Annotated in this window: 22 protein-coding genes and 2 tRNA genes; 18 read left to right on the forward strand and 6 right to left on the reverse strand. The window is 71.1% G+C overall.

What is annotated here, in order from left to right; genetic code table 11:
* The first annotated feature begins 115 nt into the window (after positions 1 to 115).
* The 3 genes from ACFZCY_RS21565 (at position 116) to ACFZCY_RS21575 (ending at position 2922) form a co-directional block, all read left to right on the forward strand.
* Positions 116 to 1174, forward strand: coding sequence for a chorismate-binding protein (locus ACFZCY_RS21565; protein WP_391175371.1), 1059 nt, complete (start codon positions 116 to 118; stop codon positions 1172 to 1174).
* Entirely contained in the window at positions 1171 to 1992 is an 822-nt protein-coding gene (locus tag ACFZCY_RS21570; RefSeq protein WP_391175374.1) for an aminotransferase class IV, read from the forward strand. The genes ACFZCY_RS21565 and ACFZCY_RS21570 overlap by 4 nt, the downstream gene beginning before the upstream one ends.
* 84 nt (positions 1993 to 2076) lie before the next feature.
* Positions 2077 to 2922 carry a GNAT family N-acetyltransferase gene (locus ACFZCY_RS21575; protein ID WP_391175377.1) on the forward strand — a complete coding sequence of 282 codons (846 nt, stop codon included), beginning with the start codon at positions 2077 to 2079 and terminating at the stop codon, positions 2920 to 2922.
* 54 nt (positions 2923 to 2976) lie between these two features.
* Here ACFZCY_RS21575 and ACFZCY_RS21580 read toward each other — a convergent pair whose 3' ends face one another.
* Complete coding sequence (locus tag ACFZCY_RS21580) at positions 2977 to 3489, reverse strand: DsbA family protein (RefSeq protein WP_391175380.1); 513 nt, start codon at positions 3487 to 3489, stop codon at positions 2977 to 2979.
* A 135-nt stretch (positions 3490 to 3624) separates the two neighbouring features.
* Here ACFZCY_RS21580 and ACFZCY_RS21585 point away from each other — a divergent pair, with 135 nt between their 5' ends.
* Positions 3625 to 4131 (forward strand): hypothetical protein, encoded by a 507-nt coding sequence (locus ACFZCY_RS21585; protein WP_391175383.1) that lies wholly within the window; start codon positions 3625 to 3627, stop codon positions 4129 to 4131.
* 263 nt (positions 4132 to 4394) lie between these two features.
* Here ACFZCY_RS21585 and ACFZCY_RS21590 read toward each other — a convergent pair whose 3' ends face one another.
* Both ACFZCY_RS21590 and ACFZCY_RS21595 read right to left on the reverse strand, forming a co-directional pair.
* Positions 4395 to 4958 (reverse strand): CGNR zinc finger domain-containing protein, encoded by a 564-nt coding sequence (locus tag ACFZCY_RS21590; RefSeq protein WP_391175386.1) that lies wholly within the window; start codon positions 4956 to 4958, stop codon positions 4395 to 4397.
* A 292-nt stretch (positions 4959 to 5250) separates the two neighbouring features.
* Positions 5251 to 5664 carry an SsgA family sporulation/cell division regulator gene (locus ACFZCY_RS21595; RefSeq protein ID WP_003959770.1) on the reverse strand — a complete coding sequence of 138 codons (414 nt, stop codon included), beginning with the start codon at positions 5662 to 5664 and terminating at the stop codon, positions 5251 to 5253.
* Between the two features lie 190 nt (positions 5665 to 5854).
* Here ACFZCY_RS21595 and ACFZCY_RS21600 point away from each other — a divergent pair, with 190 nt between their 5' ends.
* From ACFZCY_RS21600 to ACFZCY_RS21645, 10 genes are all read left to right on the forward strand, one after another.
* On the forward strand, positions 5855 to 6310 hold the full coding sequence (locus ACFZCY_RS21600) for a TIGR02611 family protein (RefSeq protein ID WP_391175389.1): 456 nt from the start codon (positions 5855 to 5857) through the stop codon (positions 6308 to 6310).
* Between the two features lie 52 nt (positions 6311 to 6362).
* Positions 6363 to 6434: transfer RNA gene (locus ACFZCY_RS21605), tRNA-Val, on the forward strand.
* A gap of 200 nt (positions 6435 to 6634) precedes the next feature.
* Complete coding sequence (locus tag ACFZCY_RS21610) at positions 6635 to 7918, forward strand: extracellular solute-binding protein (protein ID WP_391175392.1); 1284 nt, start codon at positions 6635 to 6637, stop codon at positions 7916 to 7918.
* 11 nt (positions 7919 to 7929) lie between these two features.
* Entirely contained in the window at positions 7930 to 8943 is a 1014-nt protein-coding gene (locus ACFZCY_RS21615) for a sugar ABC transporter permease (protein ID WP_361488440.1), read from the forward strand.
* Positions 8944 to 8960: 17 nt separating this feature from the next.
* A complete protein-coding gene (locus tag ACFZCY_RS21620; protein WP_391175967.1) occupies positions 8961 to 9827 on the forward strand; it encodes an ABC transporter permease subunit in 867 nt (288 codons plus the stop codon).
* Between the two features lie 5 nt (positions 9828 to 9832).
* On the forward strand, positions 9833 to 10447 hold the full coding sequence (locus ACFZCY_RS21625) for a hypothetical protein (RefSeq protein WP_391175397.1): 615 nt from the start codon (positions 9833 to 9835) through the stop codon (positions 10445 to 10447).
* A gap of 94 nt (positions 10448 to 10541) precedes the next feature.
* Entirely contained in the window at positions 10542 to 13298 is a 2757-nt protein-coding gene (locus ACFZCY_RS21630) for a Tat pathway signal sequence domain protein (RefSeq protein ID WP_391175400.1), read from the forward strand.
* A 40-nt stretch (positions 13299 to 13338) separates the two neighbouring features.
* Positions 13339 to 13806 carry an SRPBCC family protein gene (locus tag ACFZCY_RS21635; protein ID WP_391175403.1) on the forward strand — a complete coding sequence of 156 codons (468 nt, stop codon included), beginning with the start codon at positions 13339 to 13341 and terminating at the stop codon, positions 13804 to 13806.
* A 66-nt stretch (positions 13807 to 13872) separates the two neighbouring features.
* Positions 13873 to 13944 (forward strand) — tRNA-Val (locus tag ACFZCY_RS21640).
* A gap of 112 nt (positions 13945 to 14056) precedes the next feature.
* Positions 14057 to 14458, forward strand: coding sequence for a VOC family protein (locus ACFZCY_RS21645; protein ID WP_391175406.1), 402 nt, complete (start codon positions 14057 to 14059; stop codon positions 14456 to 14458).
* A 32-nt stretch (positions 14459 to 14490) separates the two neighbouring features.
* On the opposite strand, the gene ACFZCY_RS21650 is transcribed toward ACFZCY_RS21645, so the two are convergent.
* Positions 14491 to 15216 (reverse strand): exonuclease domain-containing protein, encoded by a 726-nt coding sequence (locus ACFZCY_RS21650; RefSeq protein ID WP_391175409.1) that lies wholly within the window; start codon positions 15214 to 15216, stop codon positions 14491 to 14493.
* A gap of 162 nt (positions 15217 to 15378) precedes the next feature.
* On the opposite strand from ACFZCY_RS21650, the gene ACFZCY_RS21655 reads away from it, so the two are divergent.
* From ACFZCY_RS21655 to ACFZCY_RS21670, 4 genes are all read left to right on the forward strand, one after another.
* Entirely contained in the window at positions 15379 to 15957 is a 579-nt protein-coding gene (locus ACFZCY_RS21655; protein ID WP_391175412.1) for a DUF4365 domain-containing protein, read from the forward strand.
* Entirely contained in the window at positions 15957 to 17156 is a 1200-nt protein-coding gene (locus ACFZCY_RS21660) for a hypothetical protein (RefSeq protein WP_391175415.1), read from the forward strand. Before ACFZCY_RS21655 ends, ACFZCY_RS21660 begins: the two co-directional genes overlap by 1 nt.
* A 130-nt stretch (positions 17157 to 17286) precedes the next feature.
* Positions 17287 to 19266 carry a threonine--tRNA ligase gene (gene thrS, locus ACFZCY_RS21665; RefSeq protein WP_391175418.1) on the forward strand — a complete coding sequence of 660 codons (1980 nt, stop codon included), beginning with the start codon at positions 17287 to 17289 and terminating at the stop codon, positions 19264 to 19266.
* Between the two features lie 85 nt (positions 19267 to 19351).
* On the forward strand, positions 19352 to 19912 hold the full coding sequence (locus ACFZCY_RS21670; protein ID WP_055557575.1) for an HIT domain-containing protein: 561 nt from the start codon (positions 19352 to 19354) through the stop codon (positions 19910 to 19912).
* An 88-nt stretch (positions 19913 to 20000) separates the two neighbouring features.
* Here ACFZCY_RS21670 and ACFZCY_RS21675 read toward each other — a convergent pair whose 3' ends face one another.
* Both ACFZCY_RS21675 and ACFZCY_RS21680 read right to left on the reverse strand, forming a co-directional pair.
* The gene (locus ACFZCY_RS21675) at positions 20001 to 21653 is read right to left on the reverse strand and encodes a hypothetical protein (RefSeq protein WP_391175422.1); all 1653 of its coding nucleotides are present in this window, start codon (positions 21651 to 21653) and stop codon (positions 20001 to 20003) included.
* 171 nt (positions 21654 to 21824) lie between these two features.
* Complete coding sequence (locus tag ACFZCY_RS21680; RefSeq protein WP_391175426.1) at positions 21825 to 24035, reverse strand: elongation factor G-like protein EF-G2; 2211 nt, start codon at positions 24033 to 24035, stop codon at positions 21825 to 21827.
* Between the last annotated feature and the right edge of the window lie 123 nt (positions 24036 to 24158).

Here is a 24158-nt window from a genome sequence, read left to right on the forward strand (position 1 = left end):
GAACTCTAGCGGATTCCGGAGCCAGCTCAAATTCCGTTTCCGCAGCGTGCTGCCCTGCTCGCCCGCCGCGGTCCCTCCCGCGACCCCCGTGACCAGGCGCCATAGACTCGCAAGCGTGCACGACCCGCCCCCTCTCGCCCGCTTCGGTGGCCTGCTCGCCACCGATCTCCGCGATGTGACCAGCGATCCCTCGGCTCTCGACACCGAGGGTTTCTGGGCTGTTGTCGCGGACTTCGAGGGGCGTGTGGTCTGTGCCCGCTTCGGTGACGTACGCCCCGAACCCGCCCCCGAAGCGGCGCCCGGCGCCTGGCGCGGGCCCCGGCCCACCGACTGGACCTCCTCGCTGGACCGGGCCGGGTACACCGAGGGTGTCCGCCGCGTCCGCGACCGCATCGCGGCGGGCGAGGTCTACCAGGCCAATCTGTGCCGCGTGCTCTCCGCGCCGCTGCCCGACCCGTACGCGGCGGACGTGGACGCGCTGACCGCCCTGCTGGCCCGCGGCAACCCGGCCCCGTACGCGGGCACCGTGCGGCTTCCCGGACACGGGGTGGAGGTCGCCACGGCCTCGCCCGAGCTGTTTCTGCGCCGCTCCGGCCGGACCGTGGAGTCCGGGCCGATCAAGGGCACCGGCCGCCGGGCGGAGGACCTGCTGGAGAAGGACCACGCCGAGAACGTGATGATCGTGGACCTGGTCCGCAACGACCTGGGGCGGGTCTGTGCCACCGGCTCGGTGACCGTCCCCGGCCTCTGCGTGGTCGAGCCCCATCCGGGCCTGGTGCACCTCGTCTCCACGGTGCGCGGCGAGCTGGCGCCGGGGGCGGGCTGGGCGGAGCTGTTCGCGGCGGCCTTTCCGCCCGGGTCGGTGACGGGGGCGCCCAAGTCCAGCGCCCTGCGCGTCATCGGGGAGCTGGAGACCGCGCCCCGGGGCCCGTACTGCGGCGGCATCGGCTGGGTGGACGCGGACCGCGGCACCGGCGAGCTGGCCGTGGGGATACGGACCTTCTGGATCGACCGGCCGTCCCCCGGCGCCGCCGTGCTGCGGTTCGGCACCGGAGCCGGGATCACCTGGGGTTCCGACCCGGACCGCGAGTGGGACGAAACCGAACTCAAAGCGGCGCGACTGCTCGCGGTAGCGTCGGAGATACAACAGCCGACGGGAAGGACCATGCGGTGACGATCTGGCTCGACGGATCCCTGCGCGAAGCCGACAGCGCTCAGGTGTCGGTCTTCGACCATGGGCTGACGGTCGGCGACGGCGTCTTCGAGACGGTCAAGGCGGTGGACGGCCGCGCCTTCGCGCTCACCCGCCATCTCCACCGGCTGGCCCGCTCCGCGCACGGCCTGGGCCTGCCGGAACCCGACCTCGACGAGGTGCGGCGGGCCTGCGAGGCGGTCCTCGCCGACAACCCCATGCCGCTGGGGCGGCTGCGGATCACGTACACCGGAGGGGTCTCGCCGCTGGGCTCCGACCGGGGCACGGCGGGCCCGACACTCGTCGTCGCGCTCGTCGAGACCCACCGCCGGGCGGACACCACCTCCGTGGTCACCGTCCCCTGGACCCGCAACGAGCGCGGCGCGCTGACCGGCCTCAAGACCACCTCGTACGGCGAGAACGTGGTCGCGCTCGCCCGCGCCCGGGAACGCGACGCCACCGAGGCCCTGTTCGCGAACACCGTCGGCGGGCTCTGCGAGGGCACCGGCTCCAACGTCTTCGTCGTCCTCGACGGCGAACTCCACACCCCGCCGCTCGCCTCCGGCTGCCTCGCGGGCATCACCCGCGCCCTCGTCCTGGAGTGGGTGGGGGCCCGGGAGACCGAGCTGCCGTTCGATGTCCTGGAGCGGGCCGACGAGGTCTTCCTGACCTCCACCACCCGGGACGTACAGGCCGTAGGACAGGTCGACGACCGGATCGTGCCCGGCACGCCCGGACCGGTCACCGCCAAGGCCATGCGGATCTTCACCGAGCGGGCGGCCGCCGACATCGACCCGTGACGGGCACCGACGCGGGCAAGCGGAACGGGAACCTTCCGCCGTAAACCTGGTGACGTGCGCCCCGGCGCCCGGTACAACACCATCGTGACCACCACCCTGCGGCCCACCACGCCCGAGCGGCGCACCGACGACGGCGGGCGCGCGCGCTCGTACGAGGTGTGCGTCAACGGCCGTCCCGTCGGCGGCGTCCGGCTCACCACGGACGCCCGGCTGGGCCCGTCCGTCGGGCGGATCGAGCACCTCCACATCGATGTCGCCGACCGCCACCGAGGCCGCGGCACGGTCGCCGCGCTCGCCGCCGAGGAGGTGCTGCGCCGCTGGAACTGCTCCCGGCTGGTGGTGAGCGTCCCCGCCCAGGCGGCGACCGCCCTGGGGCTGGCGGCCGCGCTCGGCTACCGCGAGCGCGGACGCAGAATGATCAAACCGCTGACCGAGCCGCCCGAGTTGCCCCCGGGCGCCGCGCTACGGGCCATGGCGGAGGCCGACTACCCGGCCTGGCACGCCCACGCGCGCGCCCGGTACGCCCGCAACGTGCTGGACAGCGGGCTCGCCCGGGAACAGGCCGAGGCCAAGGCGGACACCGACTACGCGACGCTGCTGCCGCACGGCCCCGCCACCCCCGGCACCGTGCTGCGGGTCCTCGCCCACGGCGGCACGGACGTGGGCACCCTCTGGGTCGCGCTGCGCGCCGGGGAGCCGGACGCGGAGGAGCGGGGTGAGGCGTACGTCTACTCCGTCGAGGTCGCCGAGGAGCACCGCGGGCGCGGCCACGGCCGCACCCTGATGCTGGCCGCCGAGCGCGACAGCCTGGCCGCCGGGGCACGCAGCCTCGGCCTGCACGTCTTCGGCGGCAACACCCCCGCGCTGCGGCTGTACGAGTCGCTGGGCTACGCGGTGGTGGAGTACAACCTCATCAAGCAGCTGCTCTAGCCGCCGCTCCGGCCGCGCTCCAAGCCATCGCTCCAGGCGTGCTCGGCCGCCGCTCTAGGCGCGGTCGGCCAGCAGCCGGGCCGCGATCTCCTCGATCCGCTCCCGCAGCCCCTCCTGGCTCTTCCCGCCGTCCAGCCGCTCGCCGCCGATCACATACGTCGGGGTGCCGGTCACCCCCATCGCCTTGCCCTCGGCCTGGTCCGCGTCGACGATCAGGATGTGCCGCCCGTCGATCAGCGCGGTGTCCATCTCCTCGGCGTCCAGGCCGAGTTCGCGCGCCACGTCGACGAGCAGCAGCTCACCCCGGGCGCCCAGCTCGTCGGTGCGCTCCAGCACGGCTTCGACGTACGGCCAGCCCCGCCCCTGCGCGACGGCCTCCTCGGCGGCCTGCGCCGCCGCGTGGGCGTGCCGGTGGCGCTCCAGCGGGAAGTGCCGCAGCCGGATCTCCAGGGCGTCGCCGAAGCGCTCGCGCAGGGCGCGCACATCCGTCAGCGCGGTACGGCAGTCGGGGCACTGGAGTTCGCACCACACGTCGAGTACGGGTCGGGCGGGATCGGTGTCGCTCATGGGGGCCAGTCTTCCAGCCCCCACGGGCTCCTCCGAACCCGGAGATGACCCTGATTCCGGGCCCCGGCTGTGGCCCTTGCCGGCCGGCGGGGTGCACGATGGACATATTGCGCAACCCATCGGCGGGAGGAACCGATGCTGACCGACACGATCTGCGCGGCGCTGTCCGCGGCCGGTCTGGGCATCGCCGGTCTGACCGCGTACCGCAAGCGTTTCCGGGCCGCGGTCCGGATAGCGGCCTACGCGCTGCTGCCGGTGGGCCTGGCCATGACCGGGATCCTGGACTGGCTGGCCGGCCTGGTCTTCAACCCGACCGTATGGGCGGGCTTCGGCGTGCTGGGGCTCTCCTGGCTGCTGTTCCTGGTGAGCCGGGCGGCCGAGCGCCGGTCCGGCGGCACCCGCGAGGAGCGGCGCGCGGCGGCCGCCGCGGAGCGGGGCGGGGCGCCGGTTGCCGGGTCCTCGGATCTCGCCCTGGGGTCCGGTCGCGGGGCCACCGGAGCGAAGGCGGCGGGCAAGCGGAAGCCCACGGCCGGAAGCGCCGCGAGCGGCCCTGGCGCATCCGGCAGCTCTGGTAGCTCTGGCAGCTCTGGTCCAGAAGATTTCTCAGACATCGAGGCCATTCTCAAAAAGCACGGGATCTGACAAGCTCCCGATCAAAAAACGCTCGCTGGTCGCAGCGGCTGTTCTGGCTGCGCCATGATCTCCCGCGAGATGCTGCAATCACCCGGGGAGCAATCCCCTATCGAAAGACCCCCTGTTCCACCGAGCGATGAGCCGCGCGGCTGCCTGTTCGCCCTGTCCCAGCCGCCGCTGATGCTTTTCCTCGCCTTCATAGGCATGCTGCTCTTCGGGACCGCGCTCCATGACCTCTACCGATGGTGACGCGACCTGCCGCCCGTGCGACGTCAGCTCGCGGCTTCCTTGCGCCGCGCGCGATACGCGGCGACATGCAGGCGGTTGCCGCAGGTGCGGCTGTCGCAGTAGCGCCGGGAGCGGTTGCGCGAGAGGTCCACGAAGGCGAACCGGCAGTCCGGGGCCTCACAGCGCCGCAGCCGCTCGTGTTCGCCCGCCACCACGAGGAACGCCAGGGCCATGCCGCCGTCGGCCGCGAGATGGTCGGCCAGGGAGGCTCCCGGGGCGAAGTAGTGCACATGCCAGTCGTAGCCGTCGTGGTCGGTCAGCCGGGGAGTGGTCCCGGCGGCCGCGATCATGGTGTTGAGCAGTTCGGCGGTGTGCCGGGTGCGGCTGCCGGCCGTGGCGAAGACCTCGGCGAACCGGGCCCGTACGGACCGTACGGCGGCCAGGTCGCGCTCGCCGAGCGTGCCGATGTCGCTGACGGCGTTGCGCTCGACGAACCGGCGCAGCGCGGCGACGTCCGGGAGGCGGTCCTCGCCCCCGTCCCCGGGCGCGGTGTTCACCAGGTCGACGACCGCGTCGAGCGCGCAGCGGGTGTCGTGGTTGATCAGCACGATTGGCTCCCTGGCCCGCTGGGTCGGCGGTGCTCCTCGACTGCCCCTCGAATGCGCTCGACTCTAGCGGCGCCGGACGCGGAGCGTGACACGGCGCCGCCCGCTCCGGAGCGTGACACGGCGGTGCCGCCGCCGCGGACGGTGCCGCGGCGGCGGCACCGCCGCCTGCCTCTGCAATTTTCGGGATGTCACTGCCGGGATGTCACTGCCGGGATGTTCACTACCGGAATCTCGTGTCCCGGCTCGCGCCGTCTCCCCGAGTCGGACGGTCGCGCTCAGCTCTCGTCGGGTCTCAGCTCTCCGCCAGGATGTGGGAGAGCTCTGTGTCGAGGTCGAAATGGCGGTGTTCGGTGCCGGGTGGCACAGCGGCGTCGGTCCGCTTCAGGAACGACTCCAGGGCCCGCGCCGGGGCCTCGAGCAGAGCCTCCCCCTCCGGGGAGCTCAGGGCGATGCAGACGACGCCCTGGCCGTGGCTACGGGATGGCCACACTCTGACGTCGCCGGTGCCGGTGGGCCGGTGCAGGCCCTCGGCGAGAAGGTCGCGGGCGAAAACCCATTCGACCGTCTCTTCGGCTCCGGTGTGGAAGGTGGCGTGCACGGCGTAAGGGTCGGCCGTGTCATACCGCAGTCCCGCGGGTACAGGCAGTGAGGACTCGCTCGACACAACGAGGCGCAGGTGCAGCTCGCAGCTGACCGTGGTGTTCATAAGCGCCAGGGCCTTTCGCTCAGTGTGCGCTCGGGGATTCGCACGTCGGCGAAATCGACATGCCACCTACGGTGCCGTTGTAAACCCCTCTGACCGTTTTGCGGGTCTTCCGATAGCTCAAGCGGCCGAGCCACGGGCCCGCCGGTGCCGCCATTACAGTGACTTCGGCCGATCGGGTAGGTTGGGTCACATGAATGCGGAGAGTGACGAGCGACCCGCGGGTGCCGTGCCGCCGGCGCCCGAGGTCGCGACGGGGGACGGTGCGTCGGAGGAGCCGGTTTTCGGGTCCCGGGCGCCGCAGTTCATCAAGCGGTCGCGCACGCTGCACCTGAGCTGGCAGGCCGGGGTCTTCATCGTGGGGCTCGCGGTCGTGGTCGGGGGCGTCATCATGCTGCCGCTGCCCGGCCCCGGATGGCTGGTGATCTTCGGCGGGATGGCGATCTGGGCGACCGAGTTCGTCTGGGCGCAGCTGGTGCTGCGCTGGACCAAGCGCAAGGTCACCGAGGCGGCCCATCGCGCCCTGGATCCGAAGGTGCGCAAGCGGAACATCATCCTGACCTCGATCGGCGTGGTGATCTGCGCTGTGGCCGTGACGGTGTACGTGTGGAAGTTCGGCCTGGTCATGCCCTGGAAGATCAAGGAGTGACCGTGATGGTCATGAGCACGGTCCGGCATGCGCTAATGTTGGCCGTGCGCCCGGGCGATTAGCTCAGCGGGAGAGCGCTTCGTTCACACCGAAGAGGTCACTGGTTCGAACCCAGTATCGCCCACCCCGGACCGAGGGCCCGGAGGCTTCATGCCTCCGGGCCCTCGGTGTTTTCGCCGCTCGCGATCGCTTCCGCATCGATCCTGTCCGAACCGTTGACGTACGCGACGCCGATCCCTAACTTGGCCCGGCAAGCGCTTACCTAAAACGTTTCAAGCTTGGTTCTGGGGCAGTCGGACAGACCTGCCCGGGAGGGGCGGTGTCATGAGTGCTCGAGGATGGACGGCCAGGGCGAGAGGGCTTCGGGGGGCCGCGGCGGGGGTGGTCGCGCTGGGGCTGCTGGCCACCGGCTGTGGCGGCGACGGCGGCAGCTCGTCCGGCGGGAAGGTGACCATCCGTTACGCCTGGTGGGGTGCCAAGGACCGGTCCGTCATGATCAAGAAGACGGTGCGGCTCTTCGAGAAGGAGCACCCGAACATCATCGTGAAGACGGACTTCGCCGAATACGCGGACTTCTGGAGCAAGTTCAACACCCAGGCCGCCGGCGGCAACGCACCGGACGTCTTCCAGAACTCGTACGCCTTTCTGCGCAAGTACGGTGAGAAGAATCTTCTCCTCGATCTCAACAAGCAGGTCAAGGAGGGCAATCTCAACCTGAAGGGTTTCCGGAACGGCCTGGAGAAATCCGGGGACATCGACGGAAAGCTCTATGGCGTGCCGGTCGGCGCCAATACCTTCGGCTTCTTCTACAACCCGGCCGCCTTCAAGAAGGCGGGAATCACCGTCAAGGACGGATGGACCTGGGACGATTTCTTCGCCGCCGCCAAGAAGGTGCGCAAGTCCGACGGCACGCTCTACGGTGCCAGCGACAACGCCGGTGTGATGTACCTGTACGACCTGTATCTGCGTCAGCACGGCAAGGCGTTCTTCACCGAGGACAAGAAGCTCGGCTTCACCAAGGACGACCTCAAGCAGTGGTGGAACACCTGGCAGCAGCACGCCAAGGCCGGTGAGCTGGTGCCCGGCAAGAAGACCGAACAGGCCAAGCCCAAGGCGACGATCAGCGCCAACCTGTCGGCCGCCGAGTTCACCTGGGACAACTTCATGGTCCGCTTCGCGGACGAGACCGACACCCCGCTCGAACTCGGGCCGCTGCCGACCACGGACGGCAAGCGGACCGCGCAGTACCTCTCCTCGCTGATGCTCAGCGGCTCCGCCCGGACCCAGCACCCCAAGGAAGTCGCCCAGCTCATCGACTTCATGACGCACGACCCTGAGGTCGGCAAGATCATGGGCTACAACCGCGGCATCCCGGCGACCACCGCCCAGAACGAGGCGTACAAGCCCACCGGCGTCGACGCCAAGATCGCCGCCTATGAGAAGAGCGTGGCCGACAAGTTGGAGCCGATCACTCCGCACCCGGCCGGCACCGATGTCGCCGAGGCCGCCTTCCTGCGCACCTACGCCGATGTCGCGGTGGGCCAGAGCTCGGTGGACAAGGCCGTGGACCAGTTCTTCGACGAGGCGGAATCCGCGCTCGGCTCGTGAGGAGAGCTTCCGTGACACGAACCACGACGCGCGCGGCGGCCGAGGGGGCGGAGCGCCCGGCCGCCCCGCCCCGGCCCGGGGCCGCCAAGGGCCCCGCCCCGGATGCCGCGGGCGCGGCGGCCGGGCGGCGGTCCGGCCGCCGGGAGACCCTGGCGGGCTATCTCTTCCTGACGCCCTGGTGCATCGGGATGCTGCTGCTCACCCTCGGCCCGATGCTGGTCTCGCTCTACCTGGCGTTCACCGACTACAACCTCTTCGACTCGCCCCGGTGGGTCGGGTTCAAGAACTTCCAGGAGATGTTCGAAGACGACCGGTGGTGGACGTCGGTCGAGGTGACGCTGAAGTACGTCCTCATCGGCACCCCGCTGAAGCTGCTGGCCGCGCTCGGCGTGGCGCTGCTGCTGGTCAAGCCGCGCAAGGGGCAGGGCTTCTACCGCTCGGCGTTCTACGCGCCCTCGCTCATCGGCGCGAGCGTGAGCATCGGCATCGTCTGGCGGGCGATCTTCAACGACGACGCGATCGTCGACAAGTCGATGAGTCTGTTCGGCTGGGACGTCGGTGGCTGGATCGGGGACCCGGACTGGGCCCTGCCCACGCTGATCACCCTGACCGTCTGGCAGTTCGGCGCCCCGATGGTGATCTTCCTGGCCGGGCTGAAGCAGGTGCCGCGCGAGCTGTACGAGGCGGCCGAGATGGACGGCGCGGGGGCGTGGCGGCGGTTCCGCTCCATCACCCTGCCGATGATCTCCCCGGTGCTCTTCTTCAACCTGCTGCTGGAACTCATCCACTCCTTCCAGGTCTTCACCTCGGCCGTCGTGCTCGCGGGCTCCGGCACCAACACCGGCGGCCCGGGCGACTCGCTGCTGGTCTACGGCTGGTACCTGTACGAGCAGGGCTTCCGGAACCTGCGCATGGGCTACGCCGCCGCCATGGCCTGGATGCTGATGCTCGGCATCGGCCTGGTGACCGCGGTGCTGTTCAAGACCCAGCGCGGCTGGGTGCACTACGAGGAGGACGCCCGGTGACCACTCCCTCGACCTCCCTGACGGGCTCGAACTCCCTGACCGGCACGGGGCGGGCGCGGATCCGCTCGGTGGCCTGGCATGTGGGCGCGCTCGCCGTGCTGGCCGTGATCCTCTACCCCGTGGTGTGGGTGATCGGCGGTTCGTTCAAGCCCGGCGACAAGATCATCGGCAGTCTTCAGCTGCTGCCCACCGATCCGATCACCGAGAACTACCGGAGGCTCGGCGACGGCATCGCGGACGTCCCCGTCTCCAGCTTCTTCACCAATTCGCTGTTCCTGGCGGTCGGTTCGGTGATCGGGGTGCTGTTCTCCTGCTCGCTGGCGGCGTACGCCTTCGCCAGGATCCGGTTCGCCGGGCGGAACGTGCTGTTCACGCTCATGATCTCCACCCTGCTGCTGCCCTTCCAGGTGCTGATCATTCCGCAGTACATCCTGTTCCAGAAGATGGAGCTGATCAACACCTATGTCCCGCTGCTGCTCGGCAAGTACCTGGCGGCGGACGCCTTCTTCATCTTCCTGATGGTGCAGTTCATGCGGGGCCTGCCCCGCGAGCTGGACGAGGCGGCGCGGCTGGACGGCTGCGGTCACTTCCGTATCTACTGGAGCATCGTGCTGCCGCTGTGCCGCCCGGCCCTGATCACCAGCGCGATCTTCACCTTCATCTGGTCCTGGAACGACTTCATCGGCCCGCTGCTGTATCTCAACGAGCCCGACAAGTACACGGTCTCGATGGGGCTCAAGCTCTTCATCGACCAGGACAGCGTCGCCGACTACGGAGGCATGGTCGCCATGTCGCTGGTGGCCCTGCTGCCGGTGCTGCTGTTCTTCCTCGCCTTCCAGCGCTATCTGGTCGAGGGCGCCTCGACCTCCGGGCTGAAGGGCTGAGGGCCATGGCGCGGAACACCGCCGTACGGAACACCGCCGTACGCACCCCCGAGCGGCCCTCGCGGCGGCTGGTGCGCTTCTCGCTGTTCGCCGAGTGCTTGCTGACCGGGGTCTGGGTGGTGCTCGCCGCGCTGCCGCTCCTCACCCTGCTCCCGTCGTTCGCCGCCGGATGCGCGCATCTGCGCCGCCATCTGGACGGCGAGCGCTCCACGCTGCGGGACTTCGTCTCCGGCGTGCGGGAGGCCACCCGCAGCGGCTGGCGGTTCTCCCTGCTGTGGTGGGCGGCGCTCGCGCTGCTCGCCTTCGATCTGCGCGTGGCCCGCACCGGAGCCCTGCCGGGCGGGCCCGCCCTGATCGCCGTGAGCGTGGCGGGCACGCTCGCGGTGATCGTCCTGGGGCTGCGAACGGCCGCCGCGTGGCGGCCGGGCGACGGCTGGGCCGCGGTGGCCCGCACCGCCGTACGCCGTGGCCTGGCCGCCGACCCCGGCGGATCGCTGCTGCTGGCGGGCGGCCTGGCGGTGGTCACCGTCGCCGCCTGGCAGCTGCTGCCGCTGGCCGCCCCGGCGGTGGGCGCCCTCGCGGCCTGCGCGGTCGCGGTCGAGCGCCGCGCCCGCGTCTGACCCGGCGGCGCCCGGTCCGCGTGCCGTCCCCGTACGCGGCATCCATGTCATGCACCTGCCCCCGTAGCCCCCCCGTACGAAAGGTGAGAGCGACATGCCCCCGATCCCCCGGCGCAACCTCCTCAAGGCCGCGGCCGCCACCGGCGCCGCCGTTCCGTTCTCCTGGATGCTCGCGCAGAACGCCCCGCAGGCGGCCGCCGCCGACCGGGCCGCCGACGAGAAAGCCGCCGACGAACCCGTGAAGATCACCTGGCTGGAGGAGGGCGGTCTCGGCGCCGCCGCGGGCAGCACCTTCGGCGTCCCCTGGCCCAAGGGCGCCCACCCCGCCGACCGGACGTTCGCGCTCACCACGGCCGATGGCAAGGACGTCCCCCTGCAGACCTGGGCCACCGCCTACTGGCCCGACGGCTCGCTCAAGTGGACCGCCCACGCGGCGGGGGAGGGGCTGGGCGACGGCACCGCATACCGGCTTAGCCCCGGTGAGCCCGCCGCGCCCGCCAAGAAGGTCACCGTCACCGAGAAGGGCGGCAGGATCACCGTCGACACCGGCGTGATCAAGGCCGTGATCGGCAAGGACGGCGAGAAGCTCGTACGCTCCGTCACCCGCGGCGCCACCGAGATCGCCCGCGACGGCCGCCTCGTCCTGCTCCGTCAGGGCGACATCGACGACGGCGACCACGGCAGCGCCAAGTGGGACCGGTTCGACGGCGAGATCAGCGCCGCCAAGGTCGAGCAGAAGGGCCCCGTCCGCGCCGTCGTCCGCATCGACGGCAAGCACCGCAAGGGCGGCCGCAGCTGGCTCCCCTTCAGCGTCCGACTCTACTTCTACGCGGGCGCCGACTCGTTCCGCATGGTGCACACCATCACCTTCGACGGCGACCAGAACAAGGACTTCATCCGCGGCCTCGGCGTCCGCTTCTCCGTCCCCATGCGCGACGAGGCGTACGACCGCCACATCCGTATCGCGGGCGAGGACAAGGGATTCCTCACCGAGGCCGTCAAGGGCATCACCGGACTGCGCCGCGACCCCGGCGCGAGCGTCCGCAAGGCCCAGTTCAAGGGCGAGAAGCTGGCCGACCCCGCCACCTGGGACCAGCGGGTCACCAGCCGGCTGCACCTCATCCCCACCTGGGGCGACTACACCCTCTCCCAGCTCTCCGCCGACGGCTTCACCCTGCGCAAGCGCACCAAGCCGGGCCACGGCTGGATCGCCGCGGGCGGCGGCGGCCGGGCGTCCGGCTTCGGCTATGTCGGCGGGGTCAGCGGCGGGCTCTCCTTCGGGCTGCGCGACTTCTGGGAGAAGTTCCCCGCCCAGCTCGACATCCGCGGCGCGGCGGGCGACGAGGCCGAGGTCACCCTGTGGCTCTGGTCGCCCGAGGCCCAGCCCATGGACCTGCGCTTCTACCACGACGGCCTGGGCCAGGACACCTACGCCGAGCAGCTGGAGGGCCTCAACATCACGTACGAGGACTACGAGCCGAAGTTCGGCACCCCGTACGGCATCGCCCGCACCAGCGAGCTGACCTTCTGGGCCAACGCCGCCACCCCCGGCGCCGACACCCTCGTCCAGCAGGCGGCCGCCCTGCGCACCCCGCCGCAACTCGTCGCCGGACCCGCCGACCTGGTCCGCGCCAAGGTCTTCGGCGGCCTCTTCGCGCCCGTCGACCGCTCCACCACCGCCAAGGCGAAGATCGAGGACCGTCTCGACTTCCTTTTCACCTACCACAAGGGCCAGGTCGAACAGCGCCGCTGGTACGGGTTCTGGGACTACGGCGACATCATGCACACGTACGACGAGGACCGGCATCAGTGGCGGTACGACGTCGGCGGCTACGCCTGGGACAACTCCGAACTCTCGCCCGACCTGTGGCTCTGGCTCGCGTATCTGCGCTCCGGACGCGCCGACATCTACCGCTTCGCGGAGGCCATGACCCGGCACACCGGCGAGGTCGACGCCTACCACCTGGGCAAATGGACCGGCCTGGGCACCCGCCACGGCGTCCAGCACTTCGCCGACAGCGCCAAGCAGCAGCGCATCTCCACCGCCCTCTACCGCCGCTACCTCTACTTCCTCACCGCCGACGAGCGGATCGGCGACATCATGCACGCCCTCGTCGACTCCGACGAGTCCTTCCTCGTCCTCGACCCACAGCGCAAGGTCCGCCCCGACCCCGACTACAAGCCCGACCGGCACGCCCTGTCCATCGGCTTCGGCACCGACTGGAGCGGACTGGCCGGGGCCTGGCTCACCGAATGGGAGCGGCGCGGCCCGCAGGCCGAGAAGGCCGAGGCCCGGCTGCGCAGCACCATGGAGACCATCGCCGCCCAGACCAACGGCTTCGTCCAGGGCGCCGCGCTGTACGACCTCGACACCGGCAAGTACGCCATCGACGACAAGCCCAAGGTCAGCGTCTCCCACCTGTCCGCCGTCTTCGGCCTGGTCGAGGTGTGCGCCGAGGTCATCGACCTGATCGACATGCCGAAGTTCAAGGAGGCCTGGCTGGACTACTGCCGCTACTTCAACGCCACCAAGGCCGAGCAGAAGGCCCGCTACGGTACCGACTTCGGCTCGCTGATCCTGATCCAGGGCCACTCACGGCTCGACGCCTACGCAGCCGTACAGCTGAAGGACGAGAAGCTGGCCGCCCGCGCCTGGCAGAAGTTCACCGAGTTCCACGAGGGCGACGGCTACCCGGACGCCTCCGTCAGCTGGAAGACGACCAAGGTCGAAGGTCCGGACGCGCTGGTGCCCGGCGTCGAGGCGCCCTGGGTGAGCACCAACGCCACCGCGCAGTACGGCCTCGCCGCCATCCAGAACCTGGCGCTGCTCGGCGACAAGCTGACCGGGTAGCCGCCGCCGTCTTCCGTCCTGCTGCCGCACACTGAAGGACATGGACTGGTGCCACTACCGCTTCCACAGCCACTGGGACCTCGACGCGCCGCCCGCCGCCGTCTTCGCGGCGCTGGCGGACGGCGACGGCTACCCGCGGTGGTGGCGCCAGGTCCGTGAGGTGCGGCGCGTCGACGACCGCACCGGCACGGCCCGCTTCCGCTCCCTCGTCCCGTACGACCTGTACCTCACCGTCACCGAGGCGGACCGGGACCCGGCCCGCGGCACGCTGCGGATCCTCTTCTCCGGCGACCTGGAGGGCTGGGCCCGCTGGACGGTCACCGCGCGCGGCGCGGGCACCCGCGCCCTGTTCGAGCAGGACGTGGTGGCGCGTAAACCGCTGCTGCGGCGCTTCGCGGTGCTCGGGCGGCCGCTGTTCCGCGCCAACCACGCCCTGATGATGCGCGCCGGGCGCCGGGGACTGCGGACCCGGCTGCTCACCCGGCGGCCCGGCCGGAATCCGGTTTGAACCACACATCGCCCGGCCTGTATTGTTCAGGTCGTTCCACCGGGGCAGACCCCGGAAGAACAACCCGGGCGATTAGCTCAGCGGGAGAGCGCTTCGTTCACACCGAAGAGGTCACTGGTTCGAACCCAGTATCGCCCACCCTTCCGGGGCCGGGCCGCCAGCAGGCGGTCCGGCCCCGGCGTTTTCCGGGCGTGTCACCGCCGGACATGGGTACCCGCGTCCACATCGCGGATGAATCGGAGGGGAGCCCATGGCCGTCGCCACCACAGCCGTCCTGTCCCTGGACTGCGCCGAGCCCGAAGAGCTGGCCGAGTTCTACGCCACCGTGTTCGGTGCCGAGATCACGCCGGTGACCAGCCTCGACCGGATCGACATCGTCGCCCCCGGCGGGACGCGCATGTCCTTCCTCCGCGACCACGGGTACGCCCCGCCGAGCTGGCCCCGGCCGGACGACTCCCAGCAGGCCCACCTGGAACTCCTGGTCGACGACATGGACGCCGCCGAACGCCAGGTCGTCGACCTGGGGGCGCGACCGCTGGACACCAAGGACAACGGCGGCCCGAACGACGTCCGCCTCTACTCCGACCCCGCCGGGCACCCGTTCCGGCTGAGGCTCGCTACGCCTCCGGAAGAGGTTGTCCGGGGGCAATAGGCACTCGGGGCCACGTCGGGGCCACGTCGGGGCTACGCCGCCGCCGGAAGGTCCGGCCGCAGCGGCCAGGCCGGGTCGCAGACCTCGTCCGAGCCGTTGAGCGCGAACCAGGCCTGGAGGCCGCGCGCCTGCGCCGCGTACCAGACCGTCTGGCGGGCGTGCAGCTCACTGGGCGTCAGCTTCTCCAGACGTGCCGAGAAGCGGCGGCCCACCGCCCGGACGACCTCCAGGGAAGCCATCGCGTCCGCCGCCGCGTCATGCGCGCCCGTCAGCTCGACGCCGTAGTGCGCGCACAGATCGGTGAGCGTGCGGCGCCCCTTGCGGTAGCGGTCCAGATGCTTGTCCAGCACCCGGGGATCGAGGACGCACAGCGAACGCAGCGACAGATAGGTCGCCAGGGTGGCATTGCGATGCCGCTTCAACTCGCGGTCCAGCAGCGTCAGATCGAACGGCGCGTTCATCACCACCACCGGTGTGCCCCGCGCCGTCTGCTCGGCGAGCGCCCGCGCCACCTCGTCCATCACCGGCGCGGGCCACCGCCCGTGCTGCTGCAGATGTGTGTCGGTCAGCCCGTGTATCTCGGTCGCGGCCCGCGGCACCGGTATGCCCGGGCTCACCAGCCAGCGCCGCACCTCCGGCAGCACTCCTGCGCCGCGCTGGACGACGAGAGCGGCCGACACGATCCGGTCGTGCTCGACGTCGATCCCGGTCGTCTCCGTGTCGAACGCGGCGAGCGGCCCCTCGAACCAGGACGACATGGCCTCAACTCCTCGTGCATACGTACCCCATGGCCTCCGGATCCCGCCCCGACCTGGTGATACCCGGAGGGAGGTGCCCGAACCACCACTGTTTGCACGGCATCTGACGGGGAGACAACACAGGTGTACGGACACCGGCGACGACCGGAAGGCGTCACGCACATGGCGCTCGCGCAGCCCGAACCGGCCCCGTCGGCGAGCGGTCTGCTGTCCGAGCGGACCGCGCCCCCGCGCGGCCACATCGCCACCACCGCCTGCATGGAGACGCTGCAGGTCGGCTATCTGCACGCGGTCGCGGCCGCCGCGGGCTGCTCACTCGCGCAGCCCTTCCCGGACCACGGCATCGACTGGCACGTCAGCCACAGCGCGCCCGGCCACGCCGTGGACGACGAGGTGACGATCAAGGTGCAGCTCAAGGCGACGTACCAGCTGGCACCGGATCCGCCCGGCCCGACCTTCGGCTTCACCCTCGACAACGACCATCTGGTCAAGCTCGCCCGCAGCCCGGTCTCGGTGCACAAGATCCTGGTGGTGATGATCGTGCCGCGTGAACGGGACGACTGGATACGGGCCGGCCACGACCGTCTGGCACTGCGGCACTGCTGCTACTGGATCAACCTGGCGGGCCACCCGGTGACGGGCCGCCGCCGGACCACCGTGCGGATCCCGACCTCGCGGATCTTCGACGACCGCGCGCTCTGCGAGATCATGACCCGGGTCGGGGCGGGAGGGAGACCCTGATGCACCGCGACCGCGACCGCAGCCCTGCGCTCCGCCCCGACGAATCCGTGCCCCGCCCCGGCGAGGTGGACCCCGCCGTCCTCGGCGCGCTCCTCGCGCGGCACGGCTGGCACCGCCGCGGCGGCGCCCGGGGTCGGTACGCCCGCTGGACGCCCCCGGGCGAGCTGCCGGGCACCAGCCTGCTCGTACCCGAGAGCCGCGACTTCCCCGACAGCGTCGACCTCCTCGGCGAGGCGCTGCTCGCCCTGGCCCGCAGCGCCGCGCCCTCCGCCCGCGAGGTGCTCACCGGCCTCGCCGTGCCCAGCGATGAGATCCGCTGGTGGCGCGAGGTGCCCGGGTCGCAGGGCGGCACCGCCGCCTGGCCCGCGCAGGAGCGGCTGCGCACCGCCGCCCGGGCCACCCTGCTGGCCGGGGCGCTCGCCGCCCGGGGCAGGGCCGGGTACTACGGGGCGCGGCACCGCCGGGCGGCCGAGGCGTCCCTGGAGCGCGTGCTGACCGGCCCCGCGGGCGCCGCGGCCGGCGGCCACCAGCTGACCGTCTTCGTCCCCGTCGAGGACGGCCGGGCCACCACCGCCACCCTGCTGCGCGCCCTGTACGCGCTGCGCGACGCCGTCGACTACCAGCGGGCCACCGGCGGCATGGAGGCGTTCGACGCGGCCATGGCGGCGGGGGTGAGCCGCGAGCTGACCGAGGCCGTCGTCGCGCTCGTCCAGGGCACCGAGGGCGCTCGTATGGCGCTGGAGTGGTCACCGGCCGCCGGTCCGCCGCCGGGGTTCTCCACCCGGCCCGAACCCGTCGAGTTCACGCCCGGCGACCTGCCGGGGCTGCGCGAGGCCGGGGCCCGCTACGTACGGGACGAGCCGTCCGTGCCGGTGCGGGTCACCGGCGCCGTGGTGCGCCTGGGCCGCGCCGGACCGGGCGGCCCCGGGACGGTGCGGCTGCGGGTCCTGGCGGGGGCGGATGTGGCCCGGCTGCGGGTCGTGCTGGACGAGGACGACTACCGGATCGCGGGCCATGCCCATCTGGTCGGGCTGCCGATCCGGGTGAGCGGGCGGCTGGAGAGCCGTGGCGGCTTCCGGCGGCTGAGCGGCGCCGGTGGCGTCGCCCCGGTGCGGGTGGACGACGCGGAGCGGGACCGGCTGCTCAAGTCGCTCCACGAGAACCTCGACTTCTTCGAGGAGGCGTGCGGCGAGGACTGAGCGCGCCGGGGCGGAGCCCTGTTGCTGGGCTGGTGCGGATAACCGTTTCGCGGTCGGGCCGGTCGGCTCGGTACGATTCTCGCTGCGCGGCATTCGCCGCGGGTAGCGATCCTTCAGTCAGGAGAGACCGGTGTCAGACGTCCGTGTGATCATCCAACGCGATTCCGAGCGGGAAGAGCGCGTGGTGACGACGGGCACTACGGCGGCGGACCTCTTCGCCGGCGACCGCTCGATCGTCGCCGCGCGCGTGGGCGGGCAGCTGAAGGACCTGGCGTACGAGCCCGCCGACGGCGAAGAGATCGAGCCGGTGGAGATCACCAGCCAGGACGGTCTGGACATCCTGCGGCACTCGACCGCGCATGTGATGGCGCAGGCCGTGCAGGAGCTGTTCCCGGAGGCCAAGCTCGGCATCGGCCCGCCGATCAAGGACGGCTTCTACTACGACTTCGACGTCGAGACCCCGTTCCAGCCGGACGATCTCAAGCGCATCGAGAAGAAGATGCAGGAGATCCAGAAGAGGGGCCAGAAGTTCTCGCGCCGTGCGGTCACCGATGAGGCCGCCCGCGAGGAGCTGGCCGCCGAGCCGTACAAGCTGGAGCTGATCGGGCTCAAGGGGTCGGCCGCGGACGCGGCCGAGGGAGCCTCCGCCGAGGTCGGCGCGGGCGAGCTGACCATCTACGACAACCTCGACGCCAAGTCCGGCGAGCTGTGCTGGAAGGACCTGTGCCGTGGTCCGCACCTGCCGACCACCCGCACCATCCCGGCCTTCAAGCTGATGCGCAGCGCCGCCGCGTACTGGCGGGGGAGCGAGAAGAACCCGCAGCTCCAGCGGATCTACGGCACGGCCTGGCCGACCAAGGACGAGCTGAAGGCGTACCTGGACTTCCTGGCGGAGGCCGAGAAGCGCGACCACCGCAAGCTGGGCGCCGAGCTGGACCTGTTCTCCTTCCCGGACGAGCTGGGCTCGGGCCTCGCGGTCTTCCACCCGCGCGGTGGCGTGATCCGCAAGGAGATGGAGGAGTACTCGCGGAAGCGGCACGAGGAGTCGGGGTACGAGTTCGTCAACACCCCGCACATCACCAAGGCCAAGCTCTTCGAGACCTCGGGCCACCTCCCGCACTACATGGACGGCATGTTCCCGCCCATGGAGTTCGAGGGCCAGGACTACTACCTCAAGGCCATGAACTGCCCGATGCACAACCTGATCTTCAGGGCGCGCGGGCGGTCCTACCGTGAGCTGCCGCTGCGGCTGTTCGAGTTCGGCACGGTCTACCGGTACGAGAAGTCCGGCGTCGTCCACGGCCTGACCCGGGCCCGGGGCTTCACCCAGGATGACTCGCACATCTACTGCACCAAGGAGCAGATGCCGGATGAGCTGGACAACCTGCTCACCTTCGTGCTGGACCTGCTCCGCGACTACGGTCTGAGCGACTTCTACCTGGAGCTGTCCACCCGGGACGACTCGGACAAGTTCATCGGTGGGCCGGAGCAGTGGGAGGAGGCCACCGAGGAGCTGCGCAAGGCCGCTGAGAAGCAGGGCCTGGAGCTGGTCATGGACCCGGGCGGCGCGGCCTTCTACGGCCCGAAGATCTCGGTCCAGGCGCGGGACGCCATCGGCCGTACCTGGCAGATGTCGACCATCCAGGTCGACTTCAACCAGCCGGAGCGCTTCAACCTGGAGTACACCGCCGCGGACGGCTCGCGCCAGCAGCCGGTCATGATCCACCGGGCGCTGTTCGGCTCGATCGAGCGGTTCTTCGCGGTCCTGCTGGAGCACTACGCGGGCGCCTTCCCGGCGTGGCTCGCCCCCGTCCAGGCGGTGGGCATCCCGATCGGCGACGGCCATGTGCCGTACCTGGAGGAGTTCGCCGCCCAGGCGCGGGCGAAGGGCCTGCGAGTGGAGGTCGACTCGTCCTCGGACCGGATGCAGAAGAAGATCAGGAACGCCCAGAAGTCCAAGGTGCCGTTCATGGTCATCGCCGGTGACGAGGACGTGGCGGCCGGGGCGGTCAGCTTCCGCTACCGCGACGGCTCGCAGAAGAACGGAATCCCGGTCGACGAGGCGATCGCCGAGATCGTCGACGCCGTGGAGCGCCGGATCCAGGTGTGATGTGGTCCCCGCTCGGGCGGGGAGGTAACGAGGGGCGGTCCATCCGGGCCGCCCCTCGCCGCATACTCCGCCGCCCGGGACGAATATGCTGGCCCGCATGACGAGTGAGCCGGAGCAGCAGATCGGAGTGGGAACGCCGGACGCGTTCCAGCGCCTGTGGACGCCCCACCGGATGGCGTACATCCAGGGCGAGAACAAGCCCACCGGCCCGGGGGCGGGCGATGGCTGTCCGTTCTGCTCCATCCCGGACAAGTCCGACGAGGACGGCTTGATCATCGCCCGGGGGGAGCGCGTCTACGCCGTGCTCAACCTGTACCCGTACACCGGCGGCCACCTCATGATCGTCCCGTTCCGGCACCTCGCCGACTACACCGAGCTGGACGCCGAGGAAACGATCGAGCTGGCGGAGTTCACCAAGACCGCCATGACCACGCTGCGCACCGCCTCGGGCGCGCACGGCTTCAACATCGGGCTCAACCAGGGCACCGTCGCCGGGGCCGGGATCGCCGCCCATCTGCACCAGCATGTGGTGCCGCGCTGGGGCGGCGACAGCAACTTCATGCCGGTCATCGGCCGCACCAAGGTGCTGCCGCAACTCCTGGCCGACACCCGCCGGTTGCTCGCCGACGCCTGGCCGAAGGGCTGAGCGGCGGCGCCTCCCGCAGCACCGGGTACGACAGGGGCGTGGCCCCCGGCAGACCGCCGGGGGCCACGCCCCTGTCGTGCGCCGGGCCCTACGCGTCGTACAGGTCGACCTTCTTCGGGGTGACGTCCTGGACCTGGCCGCTGAGGGCCAGCGAGCGGTTGCCGAAGCGCTCGGTGTCCACACCGTGGTGCTTGAGCACGCCGATCGCCGCCTCGTGGACCACCCGCAGCACGGGGGTCGCCGTCCGCAGTGCGTCGTCCGACATGAAGCGGTGCCGCCAGGGCTTGTCGGCCCAGGCGTGGCGCAGCCCGAACGGCTCCGGCAGCACGAGCTTGCCGCCGAGGTGGTCCAGGACGGGCGGGTACCAGGTGAAGGGGGCGCGCGCGGCGAGCCGCACGACCTCCGCGGGCTTCACGAGCGGCAGTGGGACCGACTTGGTCTCCCAGAACCGGAAGGTCTTGGCGACCGTCTTCGAGGGCGCCGAGGGCTTGCCGAAGAACAGCGGGTGCACCGGGCCCAGCGCATGTCCGGTGACCTCGATCCGCAGCGTCTTGTGCAGCAGGGTCACCGTGATCATGAATGTGATCACCAGCTGGCCGTCCCACAGCACGAACTGCACGCCCAGATAGTGCCGGTCACCGGAGCCGAACTGCTGCTCGTCGCAGATCTTCTGCAGATCGACGCCCTTTATCTGGAAGCCTTCCTCCTCCGAGGTGCCGCCGCGCTCGACCGACTTGGCGCCCTCGCCGATGGGGGAGACCACCCAGTGGCGCACCTGGGGCGGAGGGAAGCCGCCCGTGTGCAGCGGGGTGCGCTCCAGCATGCGCAGCTGGTCGTGGATCGCCCGTATGACGTCCCAGCTGCGGAAGGGATCGATCTCCTTGTCGGGGTCGGCCGACACCAGGTCCTCGGCGAGCTGCCAGCTGCCCCAGCGGGTGCCCATGCCGAGTATGCCCTTGGGGCCGGCGTAGAAGACCACGTTGCTGTACTGCTCGGCGGTGAGCTTGTGCAGCGACTTACGGAGCACCTCGGCGGAGGTCTGGCCCGGGTGGTTGGGCACCGTCTCGGGGACCTTGGCGCCCACACCGGTGCCCGAGACCAGCCCGCCCCAGTAGTCCCGCAGCTCCTTGGCGGTGCGCTCGCAGATCTGCTTGGCGATGTACCAGCCGATCACCGGGGCGACGACCACGCCCCGCAGGTATATGCCCCAGAAGCCGCTGAACGGCAGCTTGATCAGGAAGATGACGACGAAGATGCCGAGCGCCGCCATCAGGGCGGTGCCCAGCGCTCCCATCCGCTTGTCCTGGGCGCCGGCCACCGAGCGGCGCAGCTGGAAGGCGCCGAGCCAGAGCAGCGCGCCGGGGAGGAACAGCAGCCCGAAGATCACCATGACGACGGTGAGGCGGGCGTCGCGGACCTTGCGTATCCGGTTGGCGGCCAGGCAGTGCTCGACGATCGTCTGTGGCTCGGTGCCGAAGGACTGGATCACCTGGTTGCGGCCACCGCCGAGCATGCGCAGCTGCACGGCGCGCGAGAACGCCTCGCCGAGGTTCGGCTCGAACAGCGAGATCTTGGGCGGCTTCACCTCCGAGACCGTCCACTCGGAGTTGGCGTCCAGCAGCTTCGCCACCGGGTCGTCGCGATAGGCGGCCGAGGCGAGTGCCTGCGTCGCCGCCGTCTCGCCCGCCGACCCGGACAGGGGCACCTGTGCCCCGGGACTGAAATCGAATCCGTCCGTCACCAACGCCCCCAATACCGCACGCCGATTGCGCTGCGACCTCAGCGTATCCGGGGTGCGTACCGCCTGTCGCCAGGGCGTGGGAGCCTGTGGATAACTTCCCCGCCTACGTGCCCGTCGACGACCGCCCGCCCCGCGCTAGTTGGGGCGGGCGGTGCCATGACGGCCGGTGAACTACGCCCCGGCCCCGGCCCGTTCGCCGCGCACCCGCTCGGCCACCTGCGGGGGCATCGGCTCGTGCCGGGCGTACGAGCGGCTGAACCGCCCGGTGCCGTGCGACAGCGACCGCAGGTCGACCGCGTACCGGCCGATCTCGATCTCCGGGACCTCCGCCTGGATCAGGGTCTGGCCGCCGCCGGACTGCTCGGTGCCGACGACCCGGCCGCGCCGCCCGGACAGATCGCTCATGACGGCGCCGACGTAGTCGTCGGCGATCAGGACGCCGACCTTGACCACCGGCTCCAGCAACTCGATCCAGCTGTCGGCGGCCGCCTCGCGCAGCGCGAGCGCGCCCGCCGTCTGGAACGCGGCATCGGAGGAGTCCACCGAGTGCGCCTTGCCGTCCAGCAGTGTGATCCGCACGTCGACCAGCGGGTTCCCGGTGGAGACGCCACGCGCCGCCTGGGCCCGTACCCCCTTCTCGACGGACGGGATGAACTGCCGGGGCACCGCGCCGCCGACGACCTTGTCCACGAACTCGATGCCCGAGCCGCCGGGCAGCGGCTCCACCTCGATCTCGCAGATCGCGTACTGGCCGTGCCCGCCGGACTGCTTGACGTGCCGCCCGCGCCCGTTGGATTTGCTTCCGAACGTCTCGCGCAGCGCCACCTTGTACGGCACCGCGTCCACCTGTACGCCGTACCGGGCGCGCAGCCGTTCCAGGGCGACGTCCACATGGGCCTCGCCCAGGCACCACAGCACCACCTGGTGGGTGTCCGGGTTCTGCTCCAGCCGCATCGTCGGGTCCTCGGCGACCAGCCGCGACAGGCCCAGCGACAGCTTGTCCTCGTCCGCCTTGCTGTGCGCCTCGATGGCGACGGGCAGCAGCGGGTCGGGCATCTGCCACGGCTCCATGAGCAGCGGCCGGTCCTTGGCCGAAAGCGTGTCCCCGGTCTCGGCGCGGGTCAGCTTGGCGACGCACGCCAGATCGCCCGCGATGGCCTGGGACAGCGTGCGCTGCTGTTTGCCGAACGGCGTGGACAGGGCACCGACCCGCTCGTCCACGTCGTGGTCCTCATGGCCGCGGTCCTCCAGGCCGTGCCCCGAGACGTGCACCGTCTCGTCCGGGCGCAGCGTCCCGGAGAAGACCCGGACCAGCGAGATCCGGCCGACGTAGGGGTCGGAGGAGGTCTTGACGACCTCGGCGGCCAGCGGGCCGTCCGGGTCGCAGACCAGTGCCGGGCACGCGGCGCCCTGCGGGGTGGTGACCGCGGGGGCCTCGCGCTCCAGCGGGGTCGGGAAGCCGCGGGTGATCAGCTCCAGCAGCTCGGTGGTGCCCAGGCCCTGCCGGGAGCCGTCGGCGGCGGGCGCGGCGGCCAGCACGGGGTGGAAGCTGCCGCGGGCGACTGCCTTCTCCAGGTCGTCGATCAGCGTCTTGACGTCGATCTCCTCGCCGCCCAGATAGCGGTCCATGAGGGTCTCGTCCTCGCTCTCGGCGATGATCCCCTCGATGAGCCGGTCGCGGGCCTCCGAGACCAGGGGGGCCTGGCCGTCGGTGGGCGGGGTCTTGGTCCGCGACCCCGAGGAGTAGTCGTACACCTGCTGGGAGAGCAGGCCGATCAGCCCGGTCACCGGGGCGTGCCCGTCCGGGGCCGGTTCGCCGCGCAGCGGCAGGTACAGCGGCAGGACGGCGTCGGGGTCGTCGCCGCCGAAGGTACGGCGGCAGATCTCGGTCATTTCCTCGAAGCTGGCGCGGGCCGCCTCCAGGTGGGTGATCACGATGGCGCGCGGCATCCCGACCGCCGCGCACTCCTCCCACACCATGCGGGTGGCGCCCGCGATGCCCACCGCGTCCTGGGCCGCCGAGACGACGAAGAGGGCCGCGTCCGCTGCCCGCAGACCGGCCCTCAGCTCCCCGACGAAGTCGGCGTAGCCCGGGGTATCGAGGAGATTGATCTTCACCCCGCCCCATTCGACGGGGACCAGGGACAGCTGTACCGAGCGCTGCTGCCGGTGCTCGATCTCGTCGTGGTCGGAGAGACAGCCGCCGTCCTCGACCCGGCCGGCCCGGTTGATCGCGCCGGTGGCCAGCGCGAGGGCCTCCACGAGTGTCGTCTTCCCGGACCCGCTGTGGCCGACCAGCACCACATTCCGCAGGGAGCTGGGCCGGTCGGCCGTCGCTGCCCTTCCGGCGGCCCCGGGGTGTGTGTTCGTCTTCTCGCCCATGTGTCTCGCCTCCCGGTCGACACCTTGCGATACTTCGAGCTTTCCACCGAGGTCACGGTGCGTCCATACGTCGCACATCCGGGCATCACACGGGAGGGGCGGGGGAGCGGTCCGGCAGGTGCG

The organism is Streptomyces sp. NPDC007983 (assembly GCF_042958345.1).
GTDB lineage: Bacteria > Actinomycetota > Actinomycetes > Streptomycetales > Streptomycetaceae > Streptomyces.